This is a genomic window from Solidesulfovibrio fructosivorans JJ] (assembly GCF_000179555.1).
GTDB lineage: Bacteria > Desulfobacterota > Desulfovibrionia > Desulfovibrionales > Desulfovibrionaceae > Solidesulfovibrio > Solidesulfovibrio fructosivorans.
Map to the genome: position 1 here is coordinate 62,120 of NZ_AECZ01000016.1, position 18,864 is coordinate 80,983.

The 18,864-nt window shown below is 62.8% G+C and carries 13 protein-coding genes, 1 tRNA gene and 1 pseudogene; 9 read left to right on the forward strand and 6 right to left on the reverse strand.

Annotation, left to right across the window (positions count from 1 at the left end):
- Positions 1–106: 106 nt before the first annotated feature.
- From DESFRDRAFT_RS12330 to DESFRDRAFT_RS12340, 3 genes are read right to left on the reverse strand one after another with little or no spacing between them, the layout of a single operon-like run.
- A complete protein-coding gene (locus DESFRDRAFT_RS12330) occupies positions 107–871 on the reverse strand; it encodes a spermidine synthase (RefSeq protein ID WP_081458490.1) in 765 nt (254 codons plus the stop codon).
- A complete protein-coding gene (locus tag DESFRDRAFT_RS12335; RefSeq protein ID WP_005994360.1) occupies positions 789–1,877 on the reverse strand; it encodes a sensor histidine kinase in 1,089 nt (362 codons plus the stop codon). The genes DESFRDRAFT_RS12330 and DESFRDRAFT_RS12335 overlap by 83 nt, the downstream gene beginning before the upstream one ends.
- Positions 1,874–2,410, reverse strand: a complete 537-nt coding sequence (locus DESFRDRAFT_RS12340; RefSeq protein ID WP_005994361.1) for a hypothetical protein — start codon at positions 2,408–2,410, stop codon at positions 1,874–1,876. Before DESFRDRAFT_RS12340 ends, DESFRDRAFT_RS12335 begins: the two co-directional genes overlap by 4 nt.
- Positions 2,411–2,756: 346 nt before the next feature.
- Between DESFRDRAFT_RS12340 and DESFRDRAFT_RS23000 the strand changes: the two are divergent.
- A pseudogene (locus DESFRDRAFT_RS23000) lies at positions 2,757–4,009 on the forward strand (IS5 family transposase); the annotation flags it as partial.
- Between the two features lie 214 nt (positions 4,010–4,223).
- On the opposite strand, the gene DESFRDRAFT_RS12355 reads toward DESFRDRAFT_RS23000, so the two are convergent.
- A complete protein-coding gene (locus DESFRDRAFT_RS12355; RefSeq protein ID WP_005994367.1) occupies positions 4,224–4,865 on the reverse strand; it encodes a DsbA family protein in 642 nt (213 codons plus the stop codon).
- A 40-nt stretch (positions 4,866–4,905) separates the two neighbouring features.
- Complete coding sequence (dsbD, locus tag DESFRDRAFT_RS12360; RefSeq protein ID WP_005994369.1) at positions 4,906–6,681, reverse strand: protein-disulfide reductase DsbD; 1,776 nt, start codon at positions 6,679–6,681, stop codon at positions 4,906–4,908.
- Positions 6,682–6,779: 98 nt separating this feature from the next.
- Here dsbD and DESFRDRAFT_RS12365 point away from each other — a divergent pair, with 98 nt between their 5' ends.
- The 5 genes from DESFRDRAFT_RS12365 to DESFRDRAFT_RS12385 all read left to right on the forward strand — a co-directional run bounded on the left by DESFRDRAFT_RS12365 (position 6,780) and on the right by DESFRDRAFT_RS12385 (position 14,632).
- Positions 6,780–7,442 carry a response regulator transcription factor gene (locus tag DESFRDRAFT_RS12365; RefSeq protein WP_005994372.1) on the forward strand — a complete coding sequence of 221 codons (663 nt, stop codon included), beginning with the start codon at positions 6,780–6,782 and terminating at the stop codon, positions 7,440–7,442.
- Positions 7,439–8,782, forward strand: a complete 1,344-nt coding sequence (locus DESFRDRAFT_RS12370; RefSeq protein ID WP_005994373.1) for an ATP-binding protein — start codon at positions 7,439–7,441, stop codon at positions 8,780–8,782. The genes DESFRDRAFT_RS12365 and DESFRDRAFT_RS12370 overlap by 4 nt, the downstream gene beginning before the upstream one ends.
- A 444-nt stretch (positions 8,783–9,226) precedes the next feature.
- Entirely contained in the window at positions 9,227–9,865 is a 639-nt protein-coding gene (locus DESFRDRAFT_RS12375) for a TetR/AcrR family transcriptional regulator (protein ID WP_005994375.1), read from the forward strand.
- On the forward strand, positions 9,862–10,965 hold the full coding sequence (locus tag DESFRDRAFT_RS12380; RefSeq protein ID WP_005994377.1) for an efflux RND transporter periplasmic adaptor subunit: 1,104 nt from the start codon (positions 9,862–9,864) through the stop codon (positions 10,963–10,965). The genes DESFRDRAFT_RS12375 and DESFRDRAFT_RS12380 overlap by 4 nt, the downstream gene beginning before the upstream one ends.
- Before the next feature lie 127 nt (positions 10,966–11,092).
- Positions 11,093–14,632, forward strand: a complete 3,540-nt coding sequence (locus DESFRDRAFT_RS12385) for an efflux RND transporter permease subunit (protein WP_005994379.1) — start codon at positions 11,093–11,095, stop codon at positions 14,630–14,632.
- A 403-nt stretch (positions 14,633–15,035) separates the two neighbouring features.
- Here the strand turns inward: DESFRDRAFT_RS12385 and DESFRDRAFT_RS12390 are convergent.
- Positions 15,036–15,112: transfer RNA gene (locus tag DESFRDRAFT_RS12390), tRNA-Arg, on the reverse strand.
- A 113-nt stretch (positions 15,113–15,225) separates the two neighbouring features.
- On the opposite strand from DESFRDRAFT_RS12390, the gene DESFRDRAFT_RS12395 reads away from it, so the two are divergent.
- From DESFRDRAFT_RS12395 to selA, 3 genes are all read left to right on the forward strand, one after another.
- Entirely contained in the window at positions 15,226–16,008 is a 783-nt protein-coding gene (locus DESFRDRAFT_RS12395; protein ID WP_005994380.1) for a 3',5'-cyclic-nucleotide phosphodiesterase, read from the forward strand.
- Entirely contained in the window at positions 15,989–17,281 is a 1,293-nt protein-coding gene (locus tag DESFRDRAFT_RS12400) for a bifunctional folylpolyglutamate synthase/dihydrofolate synthase (protein ID WP_005994382.1), read from the forward strand. The genes DESFRDRAFT_RS12395 and DESFRDRAFT_RS12400 overlap by 20 nt, the downstream gene beginning before the upstream one ends.
- Before the next feature lie 121 nt (positions 17,282–17,402).
- Positions 17,403–18,806 (forward strand): L-seryl-tRNA(Sec) selenium transferase, encoded by a 1,404-nt coding sequence (selA, locus tag DESFRDRAFT_RS12405; protein WP_005994384.1) that lies wholly within the window; start codon positions 17,403–17,405, stop codon positions 18,804–18,806.
- Positions 18,807–18,864: the final 58 nt, after the last annotated feature.

Consider the following 18,864-nt stretch of genomic DNA (forward strand, 5'->3'; position numbering starts at 1 on the left):
GGTCGCCGCCTGCCGCTCGATGGCACGATCAGGAACGCGCAAGCATCGCCAAGGACTCCGAACCGGCCTTGGCACGGCCAGGGGCGGCCGTATCCTCGGGCATTGCCTAGGGCTTGGCCGATGGCGCTTCCGGTTGTCCGACCATTCTCGCGAGGTTTTCGGCACTGAGTATCGGCACCCTGTCCGCGAGAACGCCCCGCCAGAGCGGAAATTCCGTGTACGGGCGATCGTCCGTCACGTCCGGAAACGGTTTCACGAGTTGCGCGAACCGCCTGGAATCGAAGACATACATGCGACGCAACACGGATGGATCGCGCAGCCTGGGAAACCACTCGCCGAGGTCGGGCGCTTTGAGGAGACTCGCGACGACGCGTTCCAAACTTTCCCGGCTCTGGTCAAAAGATTTCTTGCCGCCGATACAGTAGAATCCCGGGAAATTCGGCCCCCGCCACAGCGTGGCGTCCGGAAAGACTTCCGTGAACGTTTTCATGATCATGGCCAGATCCGTCACCGGAGCGGGCGGCAACCAGAGGCTGACCACGCCCCCTTCGCTGATGTGTTCCTTACAGAGCGTCAGGAATTCCTTGGTATAGAGATTGACCGTGCCTGCGCTCCACAGGGGCGGAGCGGGGTCGATGGTTATCACGTCGTAGACGTTATCCGTCATGAGAAGGAAATTGCGGCCGTCAGCGGCGTGCAGATGGACAGCGGGATTGGAAACGACGGCCCGGGCATCCTCGTGAAAGAACCGGGAGGAGTCGAAGACGTTGGGCTCTATATCAACGGCGTCAATCCGTCTGCCCAGCCAAGGGAAAGGCCACGCTGATCGTGGTACCTCCCTCGGGAATTGATACAACCTCAAGCAGGCCACGGTTCCTCTTCAGGATTTCCCTGGCGAAGGCCAACCCCAATCCGGCGGAAAACTCCTTGGTACTAAAGCAAGGTTCGAAAATCTTTGGCAACAACGCCGAGGGGATGCCTTTTCCAGAATCCGAAATGCGAAAAATTACTTTCTCGCCCACGCGAACCGTGGCGATATCCACCGTCCCTCCTTTTGGGGAGGCCTCAATCGCATTTTGCACGATTTCGGTCAGGCCGACCAACACGCTTTCCCTGTCGACATGGAGCCAGAGTTCTTCTGGACTCGGGGAAAGGTGTATGCCTATTTTCGCCGCTTCGGCTTTGTCCTCGCCGATTTTTTGCAACCCGGCAAGCAATTCTCCGACAGAAACCTGACTCATGAGATATGGCAAATCGTGCTTAGCTTTCAAGATACCGTCGATCAGACGTTCAAGCTTGTGCGACTCCTCGACGATGATGCGTAATTTTGAGTTGGCTTGATCATTCATATCGCTCTTACGAAGCAACGACTTTGCAAAATTTGCAATAACAAAGATTGGATTCCTTGTTTCGTGAGCCAATGTTGCGGACATCCTATCCGATATTGCGCAACGCTCCAACAATATTGCCTGATCTCGGCTTCTACGTATCTCGTCAAATGCTACTCCAAGTTTCTCGTGCGCCTGCTTCAGTAATAAAAATGCTTTTTCCACAAAATAATAATAACAAGTGATCGCAGCAATGTATATAAATGATATCGTATTAATTGCACCACTTACCGGACCTACTGATTCCCAGACATCTTTATATCCGATATTGACCAAAATGCCTCGCACAATGTGCCCGACGCCGCGTCCGACTGAAAAAGCCATCAAAGCCAACGTGAACATATAAAGATATGACAGCAACAGCTCCCTTGGCTCCCGGCGCATGAGCCTATACGCATAGCGGAGGGCCAGTATCGAGAGCACAATCATCATGGCCGACCCGAATAAGTCGACAAGAAAAATCGGCAATTCCGAAAGGCGAGGAGTCATTGCCGCTCCTTATACAATGCCCTAAGCCCCAAAAGAAACAAAAGCATGGCAGGTACCGAGAGGAGATGATCAAGTTTGCACGCATAGAAGAGGAGCGCTTTCCAGCCGGAACTCACGACCAGTTCCCGGCTCCAAGGGGTCGGCCCGCCTGCGAAAGGCATGGCGGACATGCTCTCCTCCAACCAGTGGCCCCAAAAGGCCACGGCATTCCACATGGCGAAAAGCAGGCAGGACGCGCCGATGAGCCGCCAGCCCCGTGATGTCCATTCCACGAGACGCCGCAGGCGAAAATACAACACCACCATTGCCACCAAAAACAACACGTGGCCGAACTGATGCGTGTACAAGCCTTCGACTCCGCCGTGCGTCTGGATCGCCAACGCCTCGGCAGGGGGCTGTAAAGCCAATTCCACCAAGAGAGCCAGTAAAAAGCTCCCCGTTTTGCCGCCTCTCCCCGATACGACTCCGACACCAAAGTGGCCGCATTCGCCACCCGACATGACCCATCCTCGGGCATCCGCTGAGAAGGCCATGACATCCCCCTCCTGATTCATTTTTCCTTAAAAAAACATTACGCCGACCAAAGGGCCATCACAATACGTTTTACGATGACGTCGCTGATCTACGCCCTCCCAGGCATAACCAAAACGCATCACCGGGGAGCGATGGCCACATTCCGCCCTTTGTTATCCAAACCGGTCCCTCTACCGGGGGAGGCGATCAGTTTTGTACCACTTCCCTAAAGTAGTCGGTCTTGAAATCTGTCCATCAGTCTGAAAAATGCTAACAACATACTGTTTTTAATGTATCTTCCTCAAGCAGGAACTGCAGTGATTCCGCAGAAAACCGATTGTATCTGAGCACTTCTGGAGGGCGGTCATGAAGGCAAAATCCCGCGAAAGTCGGCAGGGCAATTTCCTTTATCCAGACCTTTTGGATCAGCTCAATCCCGCCCATCCCCTGCTCAAACTGGCCAAGCGCATCCCTTGGCAGTGCTTCGAGGAGGCATTCGCCGGGCTCTATAGCCAGGCCGGACGCCCAGCCAAGCCCATCCGGCTCATGGCCGGCCTGTTCCTGCTCAAGCAGCTTGAGAATCTGAGCGACGAGCGGGTAGTCGAGGCCTGGGTGGCCAATCCCAACTTTCAGGCCTTTTGCGGCGAAAGCCTTTTCCAGTGGAAGTTTCCCTGTAATCCCTCGGAGTTCGTCTATTTTGCAAAAGAATCGGCGAAGAGAGAGCGCGCCTGATCTTCGAAGTTTCGGTGGCGCAGCACGGGGAAACCACCAAGGAGGTGGAAGTCACCGTCGATACCACGGTCAGGGAAAAAACATCACCTTCCCCACCCACCGGCACGAAGCTTCTGACAAAAATCATCAAGCGATGCAGAAAGATCGCTGCCCACGAGGGCATTGGCCTGCGCCGGAGCTTCAGGCGGGAGTTGCCTGGTCTGCTGCTCCAGCGCGTCAAGAGCAACCGGATCATCAAACGCATTCGGACGATGGCCGGTGTGCTCATCCGGGAGTTGGAACGCAAACTCCCGGGCGATGCCTTGGCCAAGCACAGAGAAACGCTTCAGCTTTTCCGAAGAGTTCATGGTCAAAAGCGGACGGACAAAAACAAGATCTACAGCCTGCACGAGCCGGAGGTGCTGTGCATCGGCAAGGGCAAGGAGCACAAGAAATACGAGTTCGGCCGCAAGGCTTCCCTGGTCATGACCAAGACCACAGGTGTCATCGTCGGGGCGTTGTCGTTTGCGGAAAACATCTATGACGGCAATACGTTGCCCGATGTGCTGGAGCAGGTATGGCAGATCACGGGAAGCTGCCCCCAAGTGGCCATCTGTGACCGGGGCTATCGCGGTCGAACCCGGGTGGGCGACACGGAAATTGTGACGCCAAGTCGTCCGAAAAAAAACGATACTTCCTCCCAACGCCGCAAGGCTAGGCTACGTTTCCGCAGACGCGCCGGGATCGAACCCGTAATCGGGCACATCAGACAGGATCACCGCATGGCGGGGAATTTCCTTAAAGGAGTGCTCGGTGACGCCATCAACCTGTTCATGGCCGCCGCTGCCTTCAACTTCAGGACGTGGATGCGGAAGGTGGCGCAGTTTTTTGCCCTCATCCTGTTGTGGTTGTGTGGCGAGACAAGAGATGATCTCGCCACACAACCCGGTCGAATTCCATCTGATCCTTCCCCATTAGCAACCGCCCTACTGTTTCCAGCCCTTTTAGCCACACGGGAAAAGGGGCCAGGCAAACACTGCCTAGCCCCTTGCTTTCCTTTTAGCGGACTCGGAAGGATTCGAATCCATGGCCGTCTACCGGGAGCAACCCCGGAAGGGTTCCCTACTTGTCGCCTTTCATTTTCGTCCGCGCATCGGCGACGACCTGCTTGAAATCGTCATAGCCAAGCGCGGAAGGGACAATGTAGGGCCCGACGAGAAATGCCGGCGTCCCTTGCAGCCCCAGGGTTTCGGCCTGTTCGGAATTGCGTTCCAGCAAGGCGGCGATCTCCTTGGCATGGACTTTCAGATCGCTTTCCAGACGGTCCATATCCACGCCCGAGGCCTTGACGGCTTCGAGCATCCGGTCCTTTGAAATCCGCATGCCCGGGATTTGCATCAAGGCCGCATGGACGGCGGCGTATTTTCCCTGATAGCCGGCGGCCAGGGCGAGGCGCGCCCCATAGGCCGAAGCATCGGTCAGCACGGGCCAATCCTTGTGAACCACACGGATTTTGCCATCCGACTTGACCAACTTGTCGAGGGCCGCGGCGGCTTGCTTGCAAAAGGGGCAATTGTAATCGGAAAACTCGACGATGGTGACATCCCCTTTCGGATTGCCGGTGACCGGGGCGGCGGGATCGTTGAATACCGCGGCGGAATCCACGGCCACGGGTTGCTCGGTCGCGACGGCGCGCCGCAACGGCGCGATGGCGGCGACCAGGACCAGACAGACGACAAGCGCAAACAACACGTTCGATTTCATGGAGCCATCCTTTCTTTTTGTGGTTGGAAGGGGGGGCGGCTCAGACGCCGACCTTCCCCAAAGTCCGGAGGAACTGCGCGACCGAAACCGCGCCGATAGAGCGGCTGTTGTCGATTTCCCGGCCGGTATGGGCATTGACGAACAACATGGTCGGCGGTCCCACGACGTCGAAGCGGCGCATGAGCGCGCGGCTTTCGGGAGTGTCCGCCGTTACGTCCACGCGCAGGATGGAAACGTTGCGCAGGCGCGGGACAACGGCCGCATCGGCCATGACCTCGCGGTCGATCTCCCGACAGACCACGCACCAGTCGGCAGAGAAATCGACCAGGATGGGCCGCCCCTTGGCCCTCGCCTCGGCCATGGCCGCGTCAAACCCGTCCATGGTGCGCACCTTGCGCACGGAAACGTCTGCCCCGTCCGTGGACGCCGCCGGCGCGCCAGCGCAGATCGCAAGGGGACAGGAAAAGGGAAAAACGCCCAGGCTGATCGTCAACAGGAGCACTCCGCCAAGAGCGATCCCGCCGCCGGCCAGGCGCATCCCGTATCCATGGCTTCGCAGCAGGCCGAACCACACTCCGGCCGCGATCGCCAATAGGCCCCACAGTCCACGGATCACCTGCCCGGGCAACACCCGGCCCAGCATCCAGATGGCAAGTCCCAGGAAGAGGAAGCCGAACACCTGTTTGACCGTGACAAGCCAGGGGCCGGATTTCGGCAGCAACTTGCCGCCGAACAGGCCGAACGCAAGAAGCGGCATCCCCATGCCAAGCCCCAGTGCGAACAAGGCAACCGCGCCTCGGGTGACGTCGCCGGTCTGCGCCACGTACAAAAGCGCCGCGGCCAGCGGCGGCGTCACGCAGGGGCCGACAATGAGGGCCGATCCGAAGCCGAGCAGCGCCGCGCCGCCGACCGAACTCCCGGCCCGCCCCGTGGCCCGCGACAGGCGCGCGGTGAGCGATGCCGGCAGCGCCAGATCGTAGAGCCCGAACATGGAAAGCGAGAGGGCCACGAGGACGAGGCCCATCAGGATGATCGCCGCGGGCCGTTGCAGCATGACCTGGAGATTTTGCCCCGACCAGGCGGCCACAACGCCGAGGGCCGCATAGGCCAGGGCCATGGCCAGCACGTAGGCGCCGGAAAGGACAAGTCCCTTGCGTGCCGAAAGATCCTGGCCGGAACGCGCCAGCATGCCGGAAAGGATCGGCACCATGGGGAAGACACAGGGCGTGAAGGCCAAAAGCAGGCCGAATCCCAGAAAACTGAACACCATCGCCGGCAATCCGCCGGAAAGCACGGACGCCAACGCGCCGTCCGGCTTGCCGTGTGCGGTTTGCGACGTCCCGGCAGGCGGCGCGACGTCCGCTACAGGGCCTTTTTTTCCCGGCGTCAACGCGAGCGTGGCCAGATCGATCCTCTTGTGCACCGGCGGGTAGCACACGCCATGCTCGGCGCAACCCTGGTAGGTCACCTGGATCGCGCCCGAGGAAGGCAGGGCCGACCTGGCGAGGGACACCGACACGTGGTTGTGGTAGACCTGCGTGCTCCCGAAGGTCGGATCGTCCTTTTCCACCCCGGGGGGCAGGGCAAGGGGCACGGCCTTGCCGCCGTTGGTCGTGACCTCGATCCGGTCCTTATAAAGATAATGCCCCGGGGCGATGTTCCAGGTGCAGACGAGGTCCCCGCCGCCGCTCCTGGCGACGTCCAACCGGAATACCGCATCCGCTGGGGCCGGCGTCCTGGCGGACGCTCCGGCGGGCGACAGGATCAGCGCGACGAAAAAGGCCAGGATGTACGTCCACGATACTGCTCTTGACATGCCGCTCCTTCCTTGAGTGAAGTTTCCTCCAGTTTCGCCGTCCACCTTAAGCCAGCCTTAAGGCGGGGACATGAAACCGGAGCCGGAGGAAACCGGACATGCGGATTCTCATCATCGAAGACGATCAGGTCCTTGCCGCGGGGCTCAAGGTGGGGCTTGGACTGGCCGGCATGACCGTGGATATGGTCGGCTCCTGCGACGCGGCGCGCACGGCCCTTGCCACGACGACTTTCGACGCCGTGGTGCTCGACCTGATGCTGCCGGACGGTTCCGGGCTGGATGTGCTTAGGGCCATGCGCCAACGGGGAGACCGGACCCCGGTCCTGCTGCTCACCGCCCTCGATGAGATCACGGACAGGGTCAAAGGGCTCGACCTTGGCGCGGACGACTACTGCGGCAAACCATTCGATCTGGACGAACTGGCCGCGCGCATCCGGGCCATAGGCCGGCGTGGCGCCGGCCGCGCCGCCCCCTGCCTGACGGCCGCCGGCATTGCGCTTGAGCCCGCAAGCCTGTCGGCCACCATAAACGGGCAGCCGCTCACCCTGTCCAGGCGGGAGTTCGCGGTCCTGGCGCTCCTGATGGAGCATCCCGGCGCGATCCGCTCCAAGGGCGAGATCGAGGACCGGCTGTACGGCTGGGGCGAGGAAGTGGAGAGCAACACGGTGGAGGTGCACGTGCATCATTTGCGGGCCAAGGTGGGCCGGGAAAAGATAGAGACGGTGCGCGGGCTCGGCTACCGCATGCAGGTCGCGCCATGATTTCCCTGCGCCGGCGTCTTTTCGCCATCCTGGTCGCGGCCACGGGCATCATATGGCTGTGCGGCATCCTCTGGATTTTCGTGGGGGCGAAAGCCGAGCTCGAACATGTGCTCGACACCCGCCTCCAGGAGGCGGCGCGCATGGTCAATTCCCTCGTGGCCAGAAGCGGTCCCGCCCTCGCCGCCACGGCAAGCGCCGCCGCGACGTCGGACCATTACGAACGCCAGCTTTCCTGCCAGATATGGTCGTTTGACGGACGCCTTATCGCCAGGTCCGGCAGCGCGCCTGACGTCTCCCTGACCGATAAGGCGTCCGGCTTCTCGGATCACCGCATCCAGGGCGAATACTGGCGGGTGTACACCATCGACAATCCCGCCAAGGGCGTACGCGTGATGATCGGCGACCGTCTCGGTCAGCGCGATCAGCTCGCCCGCGACCTCGTCAAGGGACTTTCCATCCCCGCCATCCTGATGCTTCCCCTGCTCGGCGGACTCATCTGGCTGAGCCTCGGACGCGGACTGCGTCCCCTGCTCGACATGGCCGTGGAGCTCAAATCCCGGGACGTCGACGACATGCGGCCGTTGCGGACGCAACACGCCCCTGCCGAACTCCTGCCCTTGGCCAAGGCCCTAAACAGCCTGTTCGCCAAGGTGGAAACGGCCCGACGCCACGAACGAGACATCACGGCCTTCGCCGCCCACGAACTCCGCACGCCCCTGGCCGGATTGAAGACGCACGCGCAAATCGCCATGGCCACAGACGATCCCGGCATCCGACAAGGGGCCTTGCGGCACATCCTGCTCTCCGTCGACCGCTCCACGCGCCTGGTGCGCCAGCTGCTGACCCTGGCCAAGCTCGAAAGCGGTCCGGTCACCAGCCAAACGGAACGCATTTGCCTCGGCGACGTGCTCGAGGAGATCGGCACATCGGCGCAGCCGTCGGTGGCGCAGGGCATCACGGTGCGCATCGATCCCGCCCTGCGCAACTTCACGATCGCGGCAAACCGGGACAGCCTGGCCATCGCCCTGCGCAATCTCCATGAAAACGCGCTGCAGCACTCGCCCGCAGGCGGTACGGTCGTCTGGAACGTCACGCCGGACGGGCGTGGCATACAGGTGGAAGACGAAGGGCCCGGCATGCCTCCTGAGGAGATTCTCCAGGCGACGCAACGCTTCTTTCGCGGCAAACAGCAGACGCCCACGGGGTGCGGGCTGGGACTCGCCATCGTCGAGGCCGTGTTGCAGCAGATGGGAGGCTGGCTTGTTCTGGAAAACCGGGAAGGCGGTCGAGGGCTCAGGGCCATGGCCGTATTGCTGCCCGCAGCCACCTCGTGCCCCTAAGGTTCTCTCGATGACCGTGCGGACTTAAGGAAAATGGCCTCGGCCGGCCGCCTCTCCCCGCTCCATAACATCCATCCCACCATATTGAAATTACTATTTTTTCTTCTGCCAAGCCAAAACATTACCCCCAATCATCCACACGGAAAAAAGGGTCAGGCGAACAAAGCCTGGACTCTGCCACAATGGAGAATCGAGGGCCAACACCGCCAAACTCGCCGCAAACCCTGACCCATGAAGCAAGCTTGTCAGGCGTCAGCGTCCAGGAAGGAGGCCTCCTTTCGGGCTGCCTTCATGGCATCAGGTCTACGCGCCAGGAGCGGACATCCGTGACGGTGCGCCATTATCTTCCCGAGAACATCCTTCCTTCGCCCACCAAAATCCGCTTGCCATATTTCAAACCATAATTTAAACGGTGTTTCAATCAATGTTTGAATCGAGGAGACCATGGATCACGGCGACACCCGGACACGCATCATCGAAGCCTCCATCGAGGTCTTTCTGGAAAAGGGGTACGACTTGGCCACCATCCGTGACATTTGCGCCCGGGCCCAGGCCAACGTGGCCGCCGTAAACTACCACTTCGGCTCCAAGGAAGCCTTGTACGCCGCAGCGCTCGAATGCATCATGGCCTCCTGCGACGAAAGCTACCCCATCTCCGAAGGACTCGACGAGGCCGCCACGCCCGAAGAACGCCTGCGCCGCTTCATCCTCAACCTGCTGCGCCTCAACTTCCCCGAAGACCCGACCCAGGCCCGCCAAAGCAAGCTCTTCTGGCTGGAACTGGCCAATCCGAGTCCTGCCCTCCAGCCGCTGGTGGAACGGTTCCTGCGTCCCATCAAGGAACGCCTGGAAGCCGTCATCCAGGACATTACCGGACCACTCGATCCGGAAACCCTGCGCCTGTGCGCGGGGGCTATCGGCGGGCAAACGCTCTTTCATGCCCAAAATACCGTCATTATCACCCACCTCTACCCCCAAAGCACCTATACTCCCCAGGATGTGGAGCGACTGGCCGAACACACCTTTCGTTTTTCCCTGGCCGGCCTGGAAGCCGTGCGCTCGAATTCGAGGAGGCACACATGAAGAGCATGCTTATTCTGGCACTGGCCGTGTCCGTGGCGGCTTGCGTGCCAGAACAATCACAACAGGCCAAAGCCCCCTTGCCCGTTTGCGTGTACCGGGTGGCCACAATCGCGGCCACGTCCGGAGAGCACCCGGCCCAGGCCAGTCGCTATACCGCTGTCATTGCCCCGCGCGAGATGCTTAGCCTCGCGTTCAAGGTCCCTGGCTATGTGCAGGAGTTAAATCCCAAGGCTCTGGATATGGGCAGTCGCGTCGAAAAGGGCGAGGTGCTGGTCAGGCTGCGTGACGCCGATTACAAATCCCGCCTTACGCAAGCCAGAGCCAGTTTGGACGAGGTCAATGCCTCCCTGCTCCTGGCCCGGCGCGACCAGGAACGTAACGCCAAGCTCGTTTCCAGCGGGGCGATCGCGCACAGTGAATTCGATCGCATTCAGGAAGTACTGGGCGTGGCCCAGGCCAAGGCCGCGCAAGCCCGGGCGGCCGTGGACCAAGCCGAAATCAATCTGCGCGATACCATCCTGGCCTCGCCCATGGATGGCCTCGTGGTGCGCCGGGATGTGGAACGCGGCACATTGGTGAAGGAAGGGGCAGTGGCTTTCGTGCTGGCCGACCTCTCCTCGGTCAAGGCCGTCTTCGCCATGTCCGACCAGGAAGTGGCCCGGGTCAAGGCGGGTGACTCCTTGAACGTAACTGCCGACGCCCTGCCCGAGCGCCACTTTCCCGGAGTGGTCACGGCCGTGTCCCCCTCGGCCGATACCAAGAGCCGGGCCTTCAATGTGGAAGTGACCATCCCCAACCATGATCTGGCCCTCAAGGACGGCATGATCGCCTCGGTCAGCCGCGATCCCGCAACACAGGGGGCGAGCGTCGCGGCCGTCCCCCTGGACGCCCTGGCCAGCCCCGGGGGAGACGGACACTTCGTGGTGCACCTGCTGCGAACAAACAAGGGCAAGACCTACGCCATGGCCCGCTCCGTCACCGTGGGCGGCGTGATCGGGGACATGGCCACGGTGACAGACGGTCTCACGCCGGGCGATCAGGTCATTACTCGGGGGACCACCCTGGCCGAGGACGGGCAGGAAGTGCGGATCATCCGTTAGCGGCAGGCCGGGATGGCCGAGCGACCGGCCCCCCCCCCCGAACATTCCGAAGAAGCGGCCGTGTGCCTGCTCCCGGCTGCCGACGCATTTTTCCATTGAGCAACCGTTGGATACGTTGAGGAATATCGTGTCACAACCGCATGATGATTCGACCCGGTCGGATGCACTTGGTCCCGACCTGCGTGCCAAACGCAATATGGCCCGCTTTTTCGTGGAAAACCGCCACATCTCCTGGGTGTTGTTGGTGGCGGTGCTGGCCTGGGGTGTCTTCGGCTATATCCGGATGCCCCAACGAAAGGACCCCGATATTCCAGTGCGGGTGGCCGCGGTCATCTGCTCCTGGCCAGGGGTGCGGGCCGAGAAGGTCGAGGAGCTGGTCACCCGGCCCATTGAACAGCGTCTGGCCGAGAACAGCAAAGTCGACCGGGTAGAGTCGGTGTCCAATGCCGGCATGTCCGTGGTCCGGGTGACGCTGCGCGACGAAGTCTCCGGGACGGACGAGATCCTCGACGACCTGGACTTGAAGATCAGCGCGCTCAAGGGGCTCCCGGACGGGGCCGGGCCACCCGTCTTCCTCAAGGATTTCGGGGATACGGCCACCCTCATGCTCACGGTGGCCTCGCCCAAGCCCGGGAAGGCCGAGATCGCCTTGCGGGCCGCCCAGGCCCGGCGCATCGACGCCACACTACGCCGGGGAGAAGATGGTGCCCGCCTGGGCATGGCCCTTGTCATTCCCTCCGGCGTCCCCCAGGCCCAGGTGGAGCGCAAGCTGGACCGCCTGGAGCACTATCTGCGTACCGTCCCCGAGGTGTCGGATGTCCACCTGGGCTCCGAGCCCGGCATGGTGGTGGTGGACGTGGCCACGGACATGAAGCCCGAGACCTTCCGTAAGCTCCTCATGCGATTTGCCCGGGAAAACATCAGGGCGTCGGAACTCAACCCGGACCTTTGGTCGCCGGTTATTTTTGCCGACCCAGCCCACCTGGATAAGGATATGGAGGAACAGGCCGGGGACAAATACGGATTCAAGGAGCTGGAAAATTTTACCGACACCATCATGCGGACCCTGCTGGGGGTGCCCGAGGTGGCGAAGGTCTCCCGGTGGGGGGTGCGCCCGGAGAACGTGTTCCTGGACTATTCCCAAGAGCGGCTGGCCTCGCTCGGCGTTCAACCCTGGCGCATCCAGGAGGCGGTGGGAGCGCGCAATATCGTGCCCAGTGCCGGTGTCACCGAGTACAACGAGCGCAGCGTCGCCCTTGACCCAAGCGGCGAATTCACGAGCGAAAAGGAGCTTGGCGCCACCATGGTGTCAAGCGGCCTGTATTTGCGGGACATGGTAGGCATTGAACGCGGATATGAAACCCCGGCGGATACCATCAACCGCTACACCAGCCGGGATGCCAAGGGGCGTTGGCGCAGCGGCAAGGCCATCACCCTGGCCGTGACCATGCGCGCCGGGGAACAGATCGGCACCTTTTCCAAGGTCGTGGACAAGGCCCTCGACGGACTCAGGCAGCGCCTGCCCGAGGATCTGATCCTGGCCCGCACCTCGGACCAGCCCAAACAGGTGCGGGAAAGCGTGAGCCTGCTCATGGACAGCCTCTACGAGGCCGTGGCCCTGGTGGTGCTGGTGGCGGCCATCGGGTTTAGGGAATGGCGCTCCGCCCTGATCATGGCCTTGTCCATTCCCATCACCCTGGCCATGACCTTCGGCATGATGTCCACCCTGGGCATCGACCTCCAGCAGATATCCATCGCCTCGCTCATTATCGCCCTGGGCCTGCTGGTGGACGACCCGGTGGTCGCGGGCGACGCCATCAAGCGCGAACTCGCCTCGGGCACGCCCCGGGAGGTGGCTGCGTGGCTCGGCCCCACCCGCCTGGCCAAGGCCATCCTATACGCCACCATCACCAACATCGTGGCCTATCTGCCCTTCCTTTTCCTCTCGGGCGATAAGGGGCGGTTCCTCTACAGCCTGCCGGTGGTGATCACCTGTTCTCTTGTCGCCTCGCGTCTGGTGTCCATGAGCTTCATTCCTCTGCTCGGCTACTACCTTTTGCGTCCGGCCAAGGATGTGCCGCGCCAGGACCGGGGATTCGCCCGGCACTACTACCGCTTGGGCGGCTGGCTCATCGACCATCGCTGGAAGGCCTTCACTGCGTCGCTGCTGTTGGTGGCGGTGGGATTCGGGGCGAAGAGCCTGCTTAAGCCCATGTTTTTTCCCGTCGACCGATCCTACCTGTCCTACGTGGACGTGACCCTGCCCGAGGATGCGCCCATCGAATTCACCGCCAGGATCGCCGGGCAGGTGGAGCAGGCCATCTTGGGCGAAGCCCGGCACTTCGGCGAGACACACAGCGACTACCCGACCCCCGTGGTTTCCCTGACGACCTTTGTGGGCGGAGGTGGCCCTCGATTCTGGTTTTCGGTCACTCCGGAACTCAAGAAGCCAAACTACGCCCAGATTCTCGTTCAGGTGCGCGACAAGCACGTGACCGAACTGTTTTGCGGTCCCCTCCAGTCCGCCCTGGGGGACGCATTCCCAGGCGTCCGGGTGGACGTACGCCGCTTGGAGAGCGGCCCGCCTATCGGCATTCCGGTTCAGGTGCGCATCTCCGGCCAGGACGAGGTCGCCCTGCGTCAAGCCGCCACCCGGCTGCGGAAGGTTTTCAAGAGCATGCCCATCACCGACCGGGTCAGTGATGACTGGGGCGGCTACCGCTTTTCCGCCCGGGTGGACATTGATCCGGACAAGGCCCTGCTGGCCGGAGTCACCAATCAGGATGTCGCGCGGTCCACGTCCCTGGCCGTGGGAGGGCTCACCCTGACAAGCCTGCGCGAAGGGAGGTTGACCATCCCCGTGGTACTGCGGCTGCAGGGCGAAGAGCGCGCCAAGCTTTCGGACTTGGCCAACCTTTACGTCTACCCGCAGAGCTCGGACCACAAGGTTCCGCTCACCCAGGTGGCGAACCTGACCTGGGGCATGGATGCGGCGCGCATCGCCCGGCGCAACCATTTCCCCACCATCACCGTGTCCTGCTTCCCCATGCCCGGAGTGCTGCCCTCGGAGGTCGTCTCCGCGGCCATGCCCGCCATCAAGGCCCTGGAAGCGGATCTGCCCCCGGGCCTGACGCTTGCCATCGGTGGCGAACACGAAGAGCAGGTCAAGGGCTTCGCGGAGATGGGCGTGGTCATGGGGATATCGGTGGCGATGATCTACTTGGCCTTGCTCTTCCAGTTCAAAAACGCGGTGAAGCCGTTGCTGGTATTCGGGGCCATCCCCTACGGCGTTTCAGGGGCCTTCATTTCGCTTGCGATTATGGGCCAGCCTTTCGGGTTCATGGCCTTTTTGGGCATCGCCAGCCTGATCGGCGTAATCGTGAGCCACGTGATCGTGCTTTTTGACTTCATCGAGGAAAAACTGGAAGAGGGGGAACCCTTGCGCCAAGCTATCCTGGACGCCGGCCTTATCCGGATGCGCCCCGTGCTGATCACCGTTGGCGCTACGATAACGGCGCTCTTCCCTCTTGCCATGCATGGCGGCCCGCTTTGGGAGGCTTTGTGTTACGCTCAGATCGGCGGCTTGGCCGTAGCCACCTTCGTCACCCTGCTCATGGTGCCGGTGCTGTACGCTATCGCGGCCTTTGACCTGAAAGTCGTGCGATGATCCCGCGTATGGAAACCAAAACGAGAACTCGGCTGGGAAATTGTTCTCTCGCTTCCAGGACGCGGCTATCCAGACGGCACTCCAGCAGGCCGAGGCGTTGTCGGCGCAGTGGACCGCCTGAGCATTGTCGACCGTCGCGACCTAGCAGGTGTTCAGTTCGCCATGCCCTGATTTCATATGAAATTCCGATGAAATAAGTGCGTTCCAATCAGGAACCGCCGCCTATACTCAGCCTATATCCCCATGGCACCCCCCCGTCTGCCTCGGCGCGGGCCAACGTCTGCCCGAATGTTATCCAAAATTCCCGCGTTATCCCGTATGGTTGTCCAAGTTGTTATCCAGCCCGGTTATCCACACGAAAAAAAGGGTCAGGCGAACAAAGCCTGACCCCTTGAATGAACTCTGGTGCGCCCACAGGGATTCGAACCCCGGGCCGTCTGCTTAGAAGGCAGATGCTCTATCCGACTGAGCTATGGGCGCGTTGCAGGCATACCTAATCAAGCCCCCGCATGCGGTCAAGGCCGCGCTTGACGAAACACCACCGCAAGCCCAAACTGCTTAACCCCGGCCGTCCCCGCAACCAGGAGGGAGACATGAATCTGCGCGTGCTCGGCTGCTCCGGCTCGGACCTCCCCGGCCACAACCTGACCGCCTTTCTGGTCAACGACACCGTCCTGCTCGACGCCGGAACCGTCACGTCCGCCCTCGATCTGGCCGCACAGGCCCGCATCGAACATATTTTCGTCAGCCACGCCCACCTGGATCACATCAAGGACATCCTGTTTCTGGCCGACAACCTCATCGAATTCTTCGCCGGGAAAAAACGGCCGCCGTTGCAGATTCACGGCCTGCCCGAGGTCCTCGACGCCATCGCCGCCCATCTTTTGAACGACACCATCTGGCCGGATTTCACCGTCATCCCGGAAAATTCGCCGGTTCTGACCTATGCCCCCATGGCCCCGGGCGAGCCCGTCGTCATCGGCGAGCTTACCGTGGCGACCTACCCGGTCAACCACGCCAAGGCCGCCTCGGGCTACGTGCTGTGGGAAGACGGCGGGGCGAAAAACCTGGCTTATACCGGCGACACCGGCCCCTGCGACGCCTGGTGGGACTTTTGCGACGCGCTTCCCTTCTCCCTGCGCCACCTTGTCACCGAAGCCTCCTTTCCGTCGGATATGGAGGCCCTGGCCACCGCGTCCAAGCACCTCACCCCGCGTCTTTTGCGCGCCGAGCTTCGCAAGCTGCGCGCCAGCCCCGAAATCCACATCTACCATATGAAGGCCCCTTTCGCCGCCCGCATCGAAGACGAGCTGGAACGCGAACTGGCCGGGCATTCCTATCATCTGCTGCGCGAACATGATTGCATCACCATCTGAATTCACCGATTTCGCCGCGTTTGCGGCCTATCTCGACAGCCTGGGTCTTTTCCACATGGAGCTCGGGCCGCACCGGATGCAGGCGGCACTGGCCGGCATGCGCCTTTCCACCCTGCCCCATCTGGCCGTCCAGGTCGTCGGCACCAACGGCAAGGGCTCCACGGGCGCCTTTCTCGCCGCCATGCTGGCCGCCCACGGTCTGCCCACCGGGCTCTACCTTTCGCCCCACTTCGTCGACGTGCGCGAGCGCATTCTCATGAACGGGCGCATGCTCGACCAGACGGACTGGGTGGCGGCGGCCAATGCCGTCATGGCCGCCACGCGCGGCGGCGGCAAAAAGGGCAAGCTCACCTATTTCGAACTGCTGACCGCCATGGCGGTCCGGCTTTTCACCGACCAGGGAGCGGAAGCGGCCGTGTACGAAGCCGGGCTTGGCGGCGCGGGCGACGCCACCACCGCCCTTGGCCGCGACCTCGTGCTTTTCACGCCCATCGGCCTGGACCATGCGGCGGTCATCGGCCCCACCCTGGCCGACATCGCCCGCGACAAGGCCGGGGCCATGGTCCCGGGCGGAGTGGCCGTAACCGGCCCCCAGCCCACGGAAGTCATGCGCATCCTGCGCCAGGAAGCGGATGCGCGCGGCACGCGGCTCCACCTTGCCGGCGAACTGGCCGCCCATGACGCCAAGACCCGCCATGCCGCGCTTTTCGGCAACCCCCGCCTGGACATCCCCGCCGCCCGGCTGCGCCTGGCCGGGCCGCACCAGTCCGACAACGCCGCCCTGGCCCTGGCCGGATTCTCGATTTGCGCCAGAAAGCTCGGCATCGAGCCGAACCCGGAAGCCCTGTCCCGGGCCCTGACCGAAACCTTTCTTCCCGGCCGGCTGCACCTGCTCAAGCTCCCGGACATGACGCCCGGGCTGCTTCTGGACTGCGCCCACAATCCGCCGGCGATGGCCGCCCTGGCCGAGGCGCTCGGATCCCTGCGCATCGCCCCGGCGGCGCTGGTCTTCACCTGCCTTGGCGACAAGGACCTTGCCGCCATCGCGCCGCTGGCCTCCAAGCTGACCGCCGGGCCCATCTACGTGCCCGAGCTGCCGGGCGTATCCCGGGCCAGGCCCGCGGCCGAAGTCGCGGCCGCCTTGGGCGAACGCGCCGTCACCGTGGCCGACCCTGCCGCCGCGCTTGACGCCGTGCGCCGCCTGGACGGGACGGTGGTCGTATGCGGCTCCATGTACCTGCTGGCGGCGCTTTTCGCCGCCCCGCAAAATTGATCTCGGGCGGGTTTGCGGCTAGGCTGACGCTTCCACGCGGCCGCGCCTGACCTCCGGCAATGTCCTTATGACGTTGCCGGAAGGCGCTGCGCACCGCCAACCCGAACTTCCCGGAAGCGCCGTGCAAAACCTCTTTCGCCTGCTGCCCGCCGTGGACGCGGTCCTGGCCGATCTGGCGGACATCCCCGACCTCGCCGATGCGCCGCGCCCGCTCGTGCACGATGCGGTCACGGATTTTCTCGACGGACTGCGCGCCGACATCAAGGCCGGCCGCATCACCGATCCCACCCAGCTCGCCCCCGAGGCGCTCACCGCCCAGTGCGCCCGGTTCGCCGTCGCCGCCTGCCGGCCCCATTTCCGGCGCGTGGTCAACGCCACGGGCGTGGTGGTGCACACCAACCTCGGCCGCTCGCTTCTGGCCGACGCCGCCATCGACGCCGCGGCCGCCGCCTGCCGGCGCTACTCCAACCTGGAATTCGACCTCGCCGCCGGCGAGCGCGGCAGCCGCTACAGCCACGTGGTGGACATCCTGCGCAAGCTCACCGGAGCCGAAGCGGCGCTCGTCGTCAACAACAACGCCGCCGCCGTGCTCATCGCCCTGGAAACTCTGGCCAAGGGCCGCGAGGCCATCGTCTCGCGCGGCCAGCTCGTCGAGATCGGCGGCTCGTTTCGCATCCCCGAGGTCATGGCCAAATCCGGGGCCATCCTGCGCGAGGTCGGGGCCACCAACCGCACCCATCCCCGGGACTACGAAAACGCCATCTCCGAGGACACGGCGCTTCTGCTCAAGGTCCACGCCTCCAACTATCGCATCATCGGATTCACCAAGGAAGTCTCGCTGCCCGAGCTGGTGGCCATCGGCCGCGCCCATGACCTGCCCGTGATGGAGGACCTCGGCAGCGGCAACCTGACCGATTTCGCCGGCATCGGGCTGCCCGGCGAACCGACGGTGCAGCAGGCCGTGGCCTCGGGCGCGGACATCGTGACCTTTTCCGGGGACAAGGTCCTCGGCGGGCCGCAAGCCGGCATCCTCGTGGGCAAGGCCCAATATATCGAGGCGATCCGCAAAAACCCGCTCAACCGGGCCGTACGCATCGACAAAATGACGCTCGCCGCCCTCGAGGCCACACTGCGCCTGTACCTCGATCCGCAAACCGCCAGAAAGGAAATCCCGACCCTGGCCATGATTACGGCCTCGCCCGAAGCGCTGGCCAAAAAGGCCCGGCGGCTGGCAGCGATCCTCAAAAAATCCCTGGCCGGACGTTACGCCGTCAAAGCCCTGCCCGGCGCCTCGCGAGTCGGAGGCGGCGCCTTTCCGGAACACGACCTGCCGACCACCCAGGTCTCCTTGACGCCCCTTGCCGGCGCGCCCTCGCCGGACGCCCTGCGCGAACGGCTGCTCGTCACCGATCCGCCGCTTATCGGGCGCATCGAGGGCGACGCCTTTCTCCTGGACCCGCGCACCCTGGCCGACGATGAACTGAAGCTCGTGGCCCGGGTGCTGGACGAGGCCCTGGCCGGCTGAGCCCGCCCGCGCGGACCGGGGGCTTCCCACCGGGGACTTCGACGCTTACTATGTTGCC